We start from the raw sequence: 12,488 nt of genomic DNA, 5'->3' as shown, positions 1-12,488 counted from the left end.
GCCGGGCTCAGTCGTGCGGCGTCCAGTACGCGACCAGCCGTCCGACGCCGTGCTCGACGGACTTCCAGGAGCCGTTGAAGGTCAGCACGGCCACCGAGGCGGTCGGGAAGCCGCTGCGGTTCATCCGCGGCAGCAGATCGCCCTCGGCCTCGCCCGAGAGGGCGTCCGCGAGGGCGTGCACACCGGGGTTGTGCCCGACCAGCATCAGGTCGTTCACCTCGTCGGAGGTCTCGTTCAGCAGCGCGATGAGCTCGCCGAGAGAGGCTTCGTAGATCCGCTCCTCATAGACGGTCTTGGGGCGCTGCGGGAGTTCATGGACGGCGAGCTTCCATGTCTCGCGGGTCCGCACTGACGTCGAGCACAGGGTCAGATCAGGGGTGATCCCGGCTCCGGCCAGCCAGCGGCCGGCGACCGGGGCATCCGTGCGGCCGCGGCCGGCGAGCGGACGCTCATGGTCGCTGCTGTCCGACCATTCGGCCTTGGCGTGTCGGAGGAGGACAATCCGGCGGGGTGTATCGGCGCTCATGCGTCCCAGCTTCGCACGAAAGGCGGCGCGGGGCGCGGGGTGTTGAAGCGCTCGTTCCGCCGGGTGGGACGCGGGCACGGCCGATCACCACGCAGCGCTGCGCGTGATCACCACGCGGAGCCGTGCAGCAGCTGGACCAGGAATCGCAGCAGCGGAGCCAGGCCCTGCCGGGCGCTCGCGGCACTCGCCTCGGGGGAGCCGACGACGAGCGCCAGCAGGGCTATGAAGGAGACCACCGGCAGGGCCAGCGCCCACCACGGCAGCCGCGTCCGCAAGCGGGACGCGCCGGGCGCGGGTGACCGGCGGAACACGGCGGACATGGGGATCGCCTCCGAGGTGCGTCGACGGGCGGCGCGACCGCGGACCGCGGCACGCCCACCGCTGTCTGCGGTGTACTTCGACGCTACGGATCACCGGCGGCCGTTCCTACCCGGGAAGCCACCCACTTGCCCCTGATGCCTTCCCCCTAGGGGACGGTGGGGCCTTCCGCACCCCGCTCACGGGATCCGGGCCCCGGCCCGGCAGGCGGGACCGTGAAGACCAGCCCTAGGGCGCGACGACGCTCGCGATGATCGCGACGACGACGGTCACGCCGAGCATGGCGCCCAGGACGAGGAGCAGCTTCTTCTGTCCGCCCTGCGGATTCGGTTCGAGCACTGGCATGGCCCCAGTGTCGCACTCACACCTCGTCCTCGATCCGCCGGTCCCGGCCGGCCAGCACACCCACCGCGATCTGCGGCACCATGAGCCCGGCCATCAGGGCGATCGGCAGCCCCCAGCCTCCGCTGTGCTGGTAGAGCGTGCCGACCAGCAGCGGTCCGGGGATGGAGATCAGATAGCCGACGCTCTGGGCGAAGGCCGAGAGCTTGACGACACCGGCGGAGCTGGTCGAGCGCATCCCGATCATCGTCAGGGCCAGCGGGAAGGCGCAGTTGGAGATGCCCATCAGCAGCGCCCAGGCCCAGGCGCCGGCGGCCGGTGCCAGCCACAGTCCGGCGTAACCGGCCAGGCCGCAGAGGCCGAGCAGCACCGCGAGCGGGCCCTGGTGCCGCATCCGGGCCGCGAGCCGTGGCAGGACGAAGGAGAGCGGCACACCCATCGCCATGGTGACGGCGAGCAGCACCCCCGCGGTACCGGCCGAGACCCCGGCGTCGCGGAAGATCTGCGGCATCCAGCCCATGGTGATGTACGCGGCGGTGGCCTGGAGACCGAAGAAGACGGCCAGCGCCCAGGCGGTCGGCGACGCGGTGATCCGCACCGGGGATTCCGCGGGCCGGGCCGCGGTGGAGCCGGCCGGTCCGGCGGCCCGGCGCTGCCGCACCACCACGAGCCAGGGCAGCACGGCGACCGCGGCGAGCGCCGCCCACACCGCCAGGCCGGTCCGCCAACTGCCGCCCAGCGCCCCGGTCATGGGGACGGTGAGCGCCGCGGCGAGCGAGGTGCCCAGGGCCAGCGCCATGGAGTAGAGCCCGGTCATCGGGCCGACCCGGCTCGGGAACCAGCTCTTGATGACGACCGGCATCAGGACATTGCTGACCGCGATACCGGCCAGGGCGAGCGCGCTGGCGGCGAGGAACCCGCCGGTGCCGCCCACGTACGGGCGCGCCACGACGCCCACGGTGATCGCGACCATGCCGGTGCAGACGACCGCGCCGGGCCCCCAGCGCCTGGCCAGCCGGGGTGCGGCGATGCCGAAGGCGGCGAAGCACAGGGCGGGGACGGAGGTCAGCAGCCCGGCGACGGTGCCGCTCATGCCGAGGCCGTCCCGGACCTCCTCCAGGAGGGCGCCGAGGCTGGTGATGGCCGGGCGGAGGTTGAGCGCGGCGAGGACGAGACCGGCGATCACGAGGCGCGGCAGCCAGCGGCCGGCCGGCCCGTCCGCGGGGGCGGCTCCGGCGCCCGGCTGCGGGTGTTCCGGGCCGGCGGCCGGCTGGTCGGTGGAGGTCGTACGGGGCCCGGCGGCGGGGCCGAGGGTCGCGAGGTCGTCATCTGCCATAGACCCATCATAGAATCATGGGATGAATCCTTGTCCAGCCGATACAGCCGATGCCGATAGCCTCTGCTGTCCCGGGCGGCGCCGGGAGCCGACAGGGTCCGGTGGGCGCCGCACCACCGCCGTCCGTCCGCCCCTTCCCCCCGGAGCGCAGCCATGCCTCTGACCTCGCCCCGCCGGTCCGCGCTGGCGGACCAGGTGATCGCGCAGCTGCGCGCCCAGATCACGTCCGGCGAGTGGCCGATGGGATCCCGTATCCCGACCGAACCGGAACTCGTCGAGCAGCTCGGGGTGGCCCGCAACACCGTCCGTGAGGCCGTCCGGGCGCTGGCCCACAACGGGCTGCTGGACATCCGTCAGGGTTCGGGCACCTATGTGGTGGCCACCAGTGAGCTGGCCGGGGTGATGAACCGCCGGTTCGCGGCGGCCGAGCCCGGTCACGTCGCCGAACTGCGCAGCGCCCTGGAGGCATCGGCCGCCCGGCTCGCCGCGGAGCGCCGTACCGCACAGGACCTGCGGCAGATCGACGCCCTGCTGGAGCGGCGCGAGCGGGCCTGGGAGTCCGGCGCCGCCGAAGCCTTCGTGGAGGCGGACGCGAATCTGCACATGGCGATCGTGTCGGCCTCCCACAACGAGGTGCTGGCCGAGATCTACGCCGACCTCGGGGGCGTGCTGCGGGACTTCCTGCGGGCCGACGTGGGCGAGGAGCTGCGACCCGAGGCGCATATGGACCATGCCCGGCTGGTGGAGGCGATCCGCGCGGGCGACGCCGAACGGGCCGCCGCCGAGGCGAGCGCGCACCCCTTCGGCTGCCGGCTGACCGTACCGGGGTCCTGAACCGCGCCGGGCCGCGAACCGCGCCGGGGCCCTGAGGGGGGGCGAACCAGGCCGGGCCACCCCCCCCCCCCGGCGATCAGGCAGGGCTGCTACTCCCCCAGCCCACACGCGTACTGCCCGCCCCGGCGCAAACCGGGACGGGCAGTACGGAGGAAACGCGGGGCGTCAGGCGCCCATCATGTGCACGCCGCCGTCGACGTGCACGATCTCGCCCGTCGTCCGCGGGAAGAAGTCGGACAGCATGCCGACGACACCACGGCCGGCCGGCTCCGGGTCGGCCAGGTCCCAGCCGATCGGGGCACGGTGGTTCCACACGTCCGCCAGCTCCTCGAAGCCGGGGATGGACTTGGCGGCCATCGACTTGATCGGGCCGGCCGAGACCAGGTTGCAGCGGATGTTCTTGGGGCCCAGGTCACGCGCCAGGTAGCGGTTGGTGCTCTCCAGCGCCGCCTTGGCCACGCCCATCCAGTCGTACTTCGGCCAGGCGATCTGCGCGTCGAAGGTGAGGCCGACGACCGCGCCGCCGTGCTCCATGAGCGGCAGGCAGGCCATCGTCAGCGACTTGTAGGAGTACGCCGAGACCTGGACCGCGGTGCCCACGTCGGACCACTCGGCCTCCAGGAAGTTGAAGGCGCCCTGCGGGCCGAAGGCGATGGAGTGCACGATGCCGTCGAGGCGGGCGCCCTCACCCTGGTGCTCGCGGATCTTGTCGGCCAGGCCGTCCAGGTGCTCCTGGTTGGTGACGTCCAGCTCGATGACCGGGGCGGGCTTGGGCAGCCGCTTGGCGATCCGCTCCACGAGGGAGAGCCGGCCGAAGCCGGTGAGAATGACCTCGGCGCCCTCGTTCTGGGCGACCTTGGCCGCCTGGAACGCGATCGACGACTCGGTCAGGACACCCGTGACGAGGATGCGCTTGCCTGCGAGGATTCCACTCATGCTGATCAGTGACCCATGCCCAATCCGCCGTCGACAGGAATGACGGCTCCGGTGATGTACGCGGCCTCGTCGGAGGCCAGGAAGCGGACCGAGGCGGCGATCTCCTCGGGCTGCGCATACCGCGCGAGCGGTACCTGCTTGACGATGCCCTCCCGCTGCTCATCGGTGAGCACCCGGGTCATGTCGGTGTCGACGAAGCCGGGGGCGACGACGTTGACGGTGATGTTACGGCTGCCCAGCTCCCGGGCGAGCGAGCGGGCGAAGCCCACCAGGCCGGCCTTGGAGGCCGCGTAGTTCGCCTGGCCCGGCGCGCCCATCAGGCCCACCACGGACGAGATCAGCACGACCCGGCCCTTGCGGGCCCGCAGCATCGCGCGGTTGGCGCGCTTGACCACCCGGAACGTGCCGGTGAGGTTGGTCTCCAGGACCGAGGTGAAGTCCTCCTCGGACATCCGCATCAGCAGCTGGTCACGGGTGACGCCGGCGTTGGCCACCAGCACCTCGACCGGACCCTGCTTCTCCTCGATCTCCTTGTACGCCTGCTCGACCTGCTCGTTGTCCGTGATGTCGCACTTCACGGCCAAAAATCCCGCGGGGGGCTCGCCCGAGCGGTAGGTGATGGCGACCTTGTCGCCTGCCTCGGCGAAGGCACGGGCAATGGCGAGGCCGATGCCGCGGTTACCTCCGGTGACCAGAACCGAGCGGCTCAAGAGATCACCCTTTCCGTTTCCTGTCCGTCCAGCGTTTCGATACGAAACTATCGGTCACGGGGCACTTCCGGGGAATCGAGCACGGACAGGCGCGTGCGCCGGTCCCTGTGGGGTCTCCACAGAACCACGGCGGAATCCCGTACCGCGACGGCCCCCGCCGGCCGTGTCGCGACGGCCCCCGGCACCCGCGCCACCCCGGCCGGCGGCACGGCGCCGCACCCCGGTGCACTCTGGGCCACCGGCCCGGCACAGGGCATGATGCAGGCGCCGACCACGGGAGGAATCCTTGCCTGCACCCCATGCCGTTGACGAGACATTCCTGGCGCTGCCGCGGCACGCGCTGGCCGATGCCGCGCTGGCCCGCGCCCGCGCGCTGGGCGCCGACCACGCGGACTTCCGCCTGGAGCGGATCCGCAGCGCGTCCTGGCGGCTGCGGGACGCCCGTACGTCCGGGACTTCGGACACCACCGACCTGGGGTACGCGGTGCGGGTGGTGCACGGCGGTGCCTGGGGGTTCGCGTCCGGGGTGGATCTGACGATGGACGCGGCGGCGCGGGTGGCCGCGCAGGCGGTGGCGATGGCGAAGCTGTCGGCGAAGGTGATCCGCGCGGCGGGCTCCGGCGAGACGGTCGAGCTGGCGGCGGAACCCGCGCACCCGGACCGCACCTGGGTCTCCTCGTACGAGATCAACCCCTTCGACGTCCCCGACGCCGACAAGACCGGGCTGCTGGCGGAGTGGAGCGCGCGGCTGCTGGCCGCCGAGGGCGTGGCCCACGCGGACGCCTCGCTGCTGACCGTCCAGGAGAACAAGTTCTACGCGGACACCGCGGGCACCAGCACCACCCAGCAGCGGGTACGGCTGCATCCGCAGCTCACCGCGGTCGCCGTGGACCCGGCGAGCGGCGACTTCGACTCGATGCGCACCCTGGCCCCGCCGGCCGGGCGCGGCTGGGAGTATCTGACCGGCGGCCACTACGACTGGGACGGTGAGCTGGCCCGCATCCCGGAGCACCTCGCCGAGAAGATGCACGCACCGACCGTCGAGGCCGGCGCCTACGACCTGGTGGTGGATCCGTCCAACCTCTGGCTGACGATCCATGAGTCGATCGGCCACGCCACCGAGCTGGACCGGGCGCTGGGCTACGAGGCGGCGTACGCGGGGACCTCGTTCGCCACCTTCGACCAGCTCGGGAAGCTGGCGTACGGCTCCGCGCTGATGAATGTGACGGGCGACCGGACCGCCGAGCACGGGCTCGCCACGATCGGCTACGACGACGAGGGGGTGGCCGCGCAGTCCTGGGACCTGGTCAGGGACGGCACCCTGGTCGGCTACCAACTCGACCGCAGGATCGCCGCGTTGACGGGCTTCCCGCGCTCCAACGGCTGTGCGTACGCGGACTCCCCCGGGCATGTGCCGGTCCAGCGGATGGCGAATGTCTCGCTCCAGCCGGCGGCGGACGGACCGTCCACGGAGGAGCTGATCTCCGGGGTGGAGCGTGGCATCTATGTCGTCGGCGACCGCTCGTGGTCCATCGACATGCAGCGGTACAACTTCCAGTTCACCCAGCAACGGGCCTATGCGATCCGGAACGGCCGTCTGTGCGGGCAGCTGCGGGACGTCGCCTATCAGGCGACCACCACCGACTTCTGGGGCTCGATGACCGCGGTCGGCGGCCCGCAGACCTATGTGCTGGGCGGCGCCTTCAACTGCGGCAAGGCCCAGCCGGGCCAGGTCGCCGCCGTCTCCCACGGCTGCCCGTCCGCTCTCTTCCAGGGCGTGAACATCCTCAACACGACGCAGGAGGCCGGTCGATGAGCCCGCGCAGGTCGCGTACGAATGCGCCGCACGAGATCGTCGAGCGGGTGCTGGAGCTCTCCCGGGCCGATGGCTGTGTGGTCATCGCCGATGAGCACTCCAGCGCCAATCTGCGGTGGGCGGGCAATGCGCTCACGACCAATGGCGTCACCCGGGGCCGCAGCCTGACGGTGGTGGCGACCGTGGACGGCGGGCAGGGCGCCGCGTCGGGTGTCGTCTCGCGCTCGGCGGTGACCGCGGACGATCTGGAGCCGCTGGTCCGGGCCGCCGAGGCGGCCGCCCGGGAGGCCGGGCCCGCCGAGGACGCGCAGCCGCTGGTCGGTGGCGAGAAGGCGTCCGCCGACTTCACCGAGGCGCCCGCCGAGACCTCCTCGGAGGTGTTCGCGGCGTTCGCGCCGGCGCTCGGCGAGTCCTTCCGGCAGGCCCGCTCCGGCGGCCGGGAGCTGTACGGCTTCGCCCACCACGAGGTCGTCTCGTCGTATCTGGGCACCTCGACCGGGCTGCGGCTGCGGCACGACCAGCCGACCGGGACGCTGGAGCTGAACGCCAAGTCGGCGGGTTCCGGCGAGGCCGTGCCCCGCTCGGCCTGGGCCGGCCGGGCGACCCGCGACTTCACCGATGTCGACCCGCGGGAGCTGGACGGCGAGCTGAGCCGGCGGCTGGGCTGGGCCGGGCGGCGCGTCGAGCTGCCGGCCGGCCGGTACGAGACGCTGCTGCCGCCGACCGCCGTCGCCGACCTGCTGATCTACCAGATGTGGTCGTCGGGGGCCCGGGACGCCGCCGAGGGCCGCACGGTCTTCTCCCGGCCGGGCGACGGCGAGGAGCGGCCGGGGGCGGGCACCCGTTTGGGCGAGCGGCTCAGTGAGCTGCCGCTGACGCTGCGCAGCGACCCGGGGGCGCCGGGGCTGGAGTGCGCACCGTTCGTCCTGGCGCACTCCTCCGGCGACGATGCCTCGGTCTTCGACAACGGGCTGCCGCTGACGGCCACCGACTGGATCCGCGAGGGGGTGCTCCACCGGCTGCCGACCACCCGGCACAGCGCCGGGCTGACCGGTCTGCCGGTGGCGCCGGGCATCGACAACCTCCTTCTGGAGGGCGGTGGTTCGCGCTCGCTGGACGAGATGGTGGCGGCCGCCGGCCATGACGGTCCCGCGCTGCTGCTGACCTGCCTGTGGTACATCCGCGAGGTGGACCCGGCGACGCTGCTGCTGACCGGGCTGACCCGGGACGGGGTCTATCTGGTGGAGAACGGCGAGGTGGTCGGCGAGGTCAACAACTTCCGGTTCAACGAGTCGCCGGTGGATCTGCTGTCCCGGGCGGTGGAGGCGGGCCGTACGGAGCGGACCCTGCCGCGCGAGTGGGGCGACTACTTCACCCGGGCGGCGATGCCGGCGCTGCGGATCCCGGACTTCAACATGAGTTCGGTCAGCCGCGGGGTGTGAGGCGGGTGTGCGCCCGGCCCGTCGCGGCGGGCCGGGCGGGCGGACGGCGCGGGAGTGTCGTACGGGGCTAATAGACTGTCCGCTTGTCCTCCCCTCGGGGAACCACGATCGATCAGGAACGCCATGACACGCCTCGGCGAATCCGTCGCCCGCGCCAGCACTCTGCTCTCCGCCGACCTCTCCTCGGACGCCACGGTCCAGGAGCTGCTCAAGGAGACGGGCGCGCGGCGCTATCTCGACCTGACGGACCTGCCCGCCAAGGAGCAGGCCGAGCTGATCGCGGCCCGTACGGTCGAGGTCCTGCCGGGCGTGGAGAAGCTGGCCGAGCGGATCGAGGAGCGCCGGGCGGCCGGCCGGGGTCTGCACATCAAGCTGGGCATCGACCCGACGGCGACCGATGTGCACCTCGGGCATGCGGTCCCGCTGATCATCCTGAGCCGGTTCCAGCGGCTGGGCCATGACGTCACGCTGATCATCGGTGACTTCACCGCCAAGATCGGCGACCCGTCGGGCCGTACGGCCGAGCGCCCGCCGCTGACCGACGCGGACATCGCGCAGAACCTCGCCACGTACCGCGAACAGGTCCGTCCCTTCTTCGACTTCGAGAAGGTCAGCTTCCGGCAGAACAGCGAGTGGCTGGCGCCGTACACCTTCCCGGAGCTGCTCGCGCTGCTCGCGCAGGTGCCGGCCTCGCAGCTGCTCCAGCGCGAGGACTTCCGCAACCGGCTGGCGGCCGGGTCCGGTCTGACCATGACGGAGCTGCTGTACCCCATCGCGCAGGGCCTGGACTCGGTGGCGCTGGAGTGCGATGTGGAGCTGGGCGGCTCCGACCAGCTGCTGAATCTTCAGATGGGCCGCAAGCTGATGGAGCTGCGCGGGCAGCGGCCGCAGCTGGTGGTGACCATGCCGCTGATCGAGGGCACGGACGGCACCGGCGCCAAGATGTCCAAGTCCAAGGGCAATTACGTCGGGCTGAGCGCGCCGGCCGACGATGTCTTCGGCAAGATCATGTCGGTGCCGGACCGGCTGATGGAGCCGTACCTGAAGGCGTGGACGGAGTGGACCGACGCGGAGATCGCGCTCGTCCTGGGCCGGGTCGCGGACCGCTCGATGCACCCGATGGACCTCAAGAAGGTGCTCGCGGGCGAGGTCGTGACCGCGCTGTACGGGCTGGACGCGGCGATGGCGGCGCGGGCCGGTTTCGTGGCGCAGTTCTCCAAGAAGTCGTTCTCCGATGTGGAGTCGCTGCCGTCCGTGGATGTCGCGGCGCACGGCGCGGAGACGGTGGCGGCGGTGCTGACGACGGTGCTGGAGTTCACCCCGAGCGCCTCGGCGGCGCGGCGGCTGGCCAAGCAGAACGCGCTGCGGCTGGTCGTGGAGGGCGAGGGCGGCCAGCAGGCCGTGGTCCTGGCGGAGGCCGACGCGGCCCGGCCGCTGGGCGAGGTGCTGGCCGAGAAGCTGGCGGACTCCCCCGGCGTCGCGTACCTGAAGGCGGGCCGGAAGCTGGCCCAGCTCGAAGGGCGCTGAGACGGCGGACGCCACGGGCGGCCGGTGCGCGGAGTGCGCGCCGGCCGCCCGTGGCGTGAGTTGGCTGGTCGGTGCCGTGCGGATCGGTCTCGGTCCCCGACCGCCCTAGGTCGCGTGTTTCTTGCGGCCCCGCATGGAGACCCAGAGGCGGTCGCCGACGGCGACGACGAGGACCGCACCGGCCAGCTGGAGCAGATGCCGGATCCAGTCGACGCCCCCGGTCTCGTTGACCCCCAGGCCGGTGGCCGCCCAGTTGCCGAGCACGCTGCCCAGCATGCCGAAGATCACGGTCAGCCAGAGCGGGATCTGCTGCTTGCCCGGGATGATGGCCTTCGCGATCAGGCCCAGCACCAGGCCCACGATGATGGCCCACAACCACGTCATGTCGACTCCTCTTGCGGCGCGGTGCAGATGTCGGTCGCTCCGTCAGTGTCGCCCCGCATCGACTACGGCGCACGCCGGAGCCGGTGGTACTCACGGTGGCCCGGCCGACCCGGGCGAAGCGTGGCACGACCCGGTCTCGAAGGCGGCGCAGTCGCGGCGTACCGTGGAAACCGACCGGATACCGGGGAGAATCCGGCATGACTGACCAGGTGGTGGAGCGTGATGCGGAAGCAGAGCAGCGGCCAGACCTTCCGGATCACGGGGGCCCGGCAGGGGTTGTCCGAGGACGTCCGCGGGCGGCAGCGCCGGTATGTGATCTCGATGGCGGTGCGCACGGTGGCCGTGGTGCTGACCGTCGTGCTGTGGAACATTGAGCGGCCGGTGGCCATCGCGACGTTGGTACTGGGCCTGGCGCTCCCCTATATCGCGGTCGTCATCGCCAACGCGGGCCGGGAGAACGCCCCTTCGCTCCCGAAGACGTTCGTCGCGGGCCCGACCAGGCCGATGCTGAAGCCGGGCGCCTCCGACACCCCCGCGGAGTCCGTTCCGGAGCGTCCGGCGGCGGGCGCTGCCGGGCCGCAACATGACCCCAGCTGATCATCTCGCGGTCTGCAAAGCTCAAGAAAAGCTCAGATCAATCATGGAGTTCCGGTGCACTCGGCACCATCCCCCGTGACATACTGCGTACGCGCTCCGCATCCCCCGTCGGAGCGACAGACCGACGCCGGGCGGCTCCCCCCGTGGCTGCCCGGCGTCGTCATGTCCGCCGGGCCTGAGGGCGGATCGCCGGGCCGGGGCCGTGGGCCCAGGACGTAGGGTTGAGGCCGTGAACTCCCCGAATCCCCAGGACTCCGCCGACAGCGCCGTCATCTGCTCCGCGAAGGGCTGCCGCGCCGCGGCCGTATGGGTGCTGGCCTGGAACAACCCGAAGCTGCACACTCCGGACCGGCGCAAGACATGGCTGGCGTGCGAGGAGCACCGGGAGCATCTGTCGCAGTTCCTCGGCGTGCGCGGCTTTCTGAAGGATGTCGTGACGCTCGCGGACTGGGAGGCGTCGGCCGCCGGTCACTGAGGCCGGACCGGCTCAGCCGCCGATCGCGGACATCGGGCGCTCCGGCTGGAGGAACGACGGGTCGTCGAGACCGGAGCCCGCCTTCTTGCCCCACATCGCGGTCTGCCATATCCGTGCGATCTCGTCATCGGGGGCGTCGGAGCGCAGGGCGGTGCGCAGGTCCGTCTCCTCGGTGGCGAACAGGCACGTACGGACCTGGCCGTCGGCGGTCAGCCGGGTACGGTCGCAGGCCCGGCAGAACGGGCGGGTGACCGAGGCGATCACTCCGACGCGGTGCGGGCCGCCGTCGACGATCCAGCGCTCGGCGGGCGCGGAGCCGCGCTCCTCCTGGCCCTCGGGGGTGAGCGTGAAGCGGGTACGCAACGAGGCGAGGATGTCGCCCGCGGTGATCATGCCATCGCGCTTCCAGCCGTGCTGGGCGTCCAGCGGCATCTGCTCGATGAAGCGGAGTTCGTAGTCGTGGGCGAGCGCCCAGGCGAGCAGGTCGGGGGCCTCGTCGTCATTGAGGCCCGGCATCAGGACGGTGTTGACCTTGACCGGCGTCAGTCCGGCGTCGCGGGCCGCCTCCAGACCGCGGAGGACGTCGTCGTGCCGCTTGCGGCGGGTCATGGCCTGGAAGACCTCCGGCCGGAGGGTGTCGAGGGAGACATTGACGCGGTCCAGGCCGGCGTCGCGGAGGGCGGCGGCGGTGCGCTGGAGGCCGATGCCGTTGGTGGTCAGCGACATCTGGGGGCGCGGGTCGAGGGCGGCGACGCGCTCGACGATGCCGGTCAGGCCGGGGCGGAGCAGCGGCTCACCGCCGGTGAAGCGGACCTCGTCGATGCCCAGGTCGCGCACCGCGATGGTGATCAGCCGGACGATCTCGTCGTCGGTGAGCAGATCGGGCTTGGCCAGCCACTGAAGGCCCTCCTCCGGCATGCAGTAAGTGCACCGCAGATTGCACCGGTCGGTGAGCGAAACGCGCAGGTCGGTGGCCACGCGGCCGTACGTGTCGATGAGCACTGGGCCCCCTCCCCAAGAATGATGGCTCGCGTACTTCTCCTCCGGTGGATCAGTACGTCTTCGAGCCTACGCGATGGGTGTGACAGCGAGCAGAGATGAGAAGCACGAGGCGGGCGGGGGGGGGGGGGGGGGTGGCAGGGTGAGGGATTGCTGACGATCTCCGCGGGCCCCGGGCGGGGCCGGCCCGCCCACCGCCGGCCCGAGATGCTGACCCGCCTCCGGCACACCGCCCTGCCCTGGGCC

At 72.0% G+C, this 12,488-nt stretch carries 14 protein-coding genes; 6 read left to right on the top strand and 8 right to left on the bottom strand.

What is annotated here, in order from left to right; all coding sequences use genetic code 11:
• Window positions 1-7: 7 nt before the first annotated feature.
• The 4 genes from ACFWJW_RS29040 to ACFWJW_RS29025 all read right to left on the bottom strand — a co-directional run bounded on the left by ACFWJW_RS29040 (window position 8) and on the right by ACFWJW_RS29025 (window position 2,522).
• Entirely contained in the window at window positions 8-526 is a 519-nt protein-coding gene (locus ACFWJW_RS29040) for a histidine phosphatase family protein (protein WP_085927215.1), read from the bottom strand.
• A gap of 107 nt (window positions 527-633) precedes the next feature.
• The gene (locus ACFWJW_RS29035) at window positions 634-846 is read right to left on the bottom strand and encodes a hypothetical protein (protein ID WP_387246999.1); all 213 of its coding nucleotides are present in this window, start codon (window positions 844-846) and stop codon (window positions 634-636) included.
• Between the two features lie 226 nt (window positions 847-1,072).
• On the bottom strand, window positions 1,073-1,189 hold the full coding sequence (locus ACFWJW_RS29030) for an SGM_5486 family transporter-associated protein (RefSeq protein WP_251085181.1): 117 nt from the start codon (window positions 1,187-1,189) through the stop codon (window positions 1,073-1,075).
• Window positions 1,190-1,205: 16 nt separating this feature from the next.
• The gene (locus tag ACFWJW_RS29025) at window positions 1,206-2,522 is read right to left on the bottom strand and encodes a CynX/NimT family MFS transporter (RefSeq protein ID WP_387246997.1); all 1,317 of its coding nucleotides are present in this window, start codon (window positions 2,520-2,522) and stop codon (window positions 1,206-1,208) included.
• Between the two features lie 153 nt (window positions 2,523-2,675).
• Between ACFWJW_RS29025 and ACFWJW_RS29020 the strand changes: the two genes are divergently transcribed.
• Entirely contained in the window at window positions 2,676-3,356 is a 681-nt protein-coding gene (locus ACFWJW_RS29020) for a FadR/GntR family transcriptional regulator (RefSeq protein ID WP_387246995.1), read from the top strand.
• A gap of 165 nt (window positions 3,357-3,521) precedes the next feature.
• On the opposite strand, the gene fabI is transcribed toward ACFWJW_RS29020, so the two are convergent.
• A complete protein-coding gene (gene fabI, locus ACFWJW_RS29015; protein WP_006606409.1) occupies window positions 3,522-4,292 on the bottom strand; it encodes an enoyl-ACP reductase FabI in 771 nt (256 codons plus the stop codon).
• A gap of 5 nt (window positions 4,293-4,297) precedes the next feature.
• A complete protein-coding gene (fabG, locus tag ACFWJW_RS29010) occupies window positions 4,298-5,002 on the bottom strand; it encodes a 3-oxoacyl-[acyl-carrier-protein] reductase (RefSeq protein WP_042161552.1) in 705 nt (234 codons plus the stop codon).
• Window positions 5,003-5,288: 286 nt separating this feature from the next.
• Between fabG and ACFWJW_RS29005 the strand changes: the two genes are divergently transcribed.
• The 3 genes from ACFWJW_RS29005 to tyrS all read left to right on the top strand — a co-directional run bounded on the left by ACFWJW_RS29005 (window position 5,289) and on the right by tyrS (window position 9,787).
• Entirely contained in the window at window positions 5,289-6,818 is a 1,530-nt protein-coding gene (locus ACFWJW_RS29005) for a TldD/PmbA family protein (RefSeq protein ID WP_387246993.1), read from the top strand.
• Window positions 6,815-8,260, top strand: a complete 1,446-nt coding sequence (locus ACFWJW_RS29000) for a metallopeptidase TldD-related protein (protein ID WP_387246990.1) — start codon at window positions 6,815-6,817, stop codon at window positions 8,258-8,260. Before ACFWJW_RS29005 ends, ACFWJW_RS29000 begins: the two co-directional genes overlap by 4 nt.
• Before the next feature lie 123 nt (window positions 8,261-8,383).
• A complete protein-coding gene (gene tyrS / locus ACFWJW_RS28995; RefSeq protein WP_387246988.1) occupies window positions 8,384-9,787 on the top strand; it encodes a tyrosine--tRNA ligase in 1,404 nt (467 codons plus the stop codon).
• 105 nt (window positions 9,788-9,892) lie between these two features.
• On the opposite strand, the gene ACFWJW_RS28990 is transcribed toward tyrS, so the two are convergent.
• Window positions 9,893-10,171, bottom strand: coding sequence for a GlsB/YeaQ/YmgE family stress response membrane protein (locus tag ACFWJW_RS28990; protein ID WP_387246986.1), 279 nt, complete (start codon window positions 10,169-10,171; stop codon window positions 9,893-9,895).
• A 222-nt stretch (window positions 10,172-10,393) separates the two neighbouring features.
• Between ACFWJW_RS28990 and ACFWJW_RS28985 the strand changes: the two genes are divergently transcribed.
• The gene (locus tag ACFWJW_RS28985; protein WP_387246984.1) at window positions 10,394-10,768 is read left to right on the top strand and encodes a DUF3099 domain-containing protein; all 375 of its coding nucleotides are present in this window, start codon (window positions 10,394-10,396) and stop codon (window positions 10,766-10,768) included.
• A 229-nt stretch (window positions 10,769-10,997) separates the two neighbouring features.
• Window positions 10,998-11,243 (top strand): hypothetical protein, encoded by a 246-nt coding sequence (locus tag ACFWJW_RS28980; protein WP_387246982.1) that lies wholly within the window; start codon window positions 10,998-11,000, stop codon window positions 11,241-11,243.
• Window positions 11,244-11,255: 12 nt separating this feature from the next.
• Here ACFWJW_RS28980 and moaA read toward each other — a convergent pair whose 3' ends face one another.
• Window positions 11,256-12,245: a GTP 3',8-cyclase MoaA gene (moaA, locus tag ACFWJW_RS28975; RefSeq protein ID WP_387246980.1), complete on the bottom strand. Its 990-nt coding sequence runs from the start codon at window positions 12,243-12,245 to the stop codon at window positions 11,256-11,258.
• Window positions 12,246-12,488: the final 243 nt, after the last annotated feature.

This window comes from Streptomyces sp. NPDC127097 (genome assembly GCF_042724075.1).
In the GTDB taxonomy this organism is placed as follows: domain Bacteria; phylum Actinomycetota; class Actinomycetes; order Streptomycetales; family Streptomycetaceae; genus Streptomyces.
Note: the sequence above shows the minus strand (reverse complement) of the source record. Positions and strands in the feature narration are given on the sequence as shown.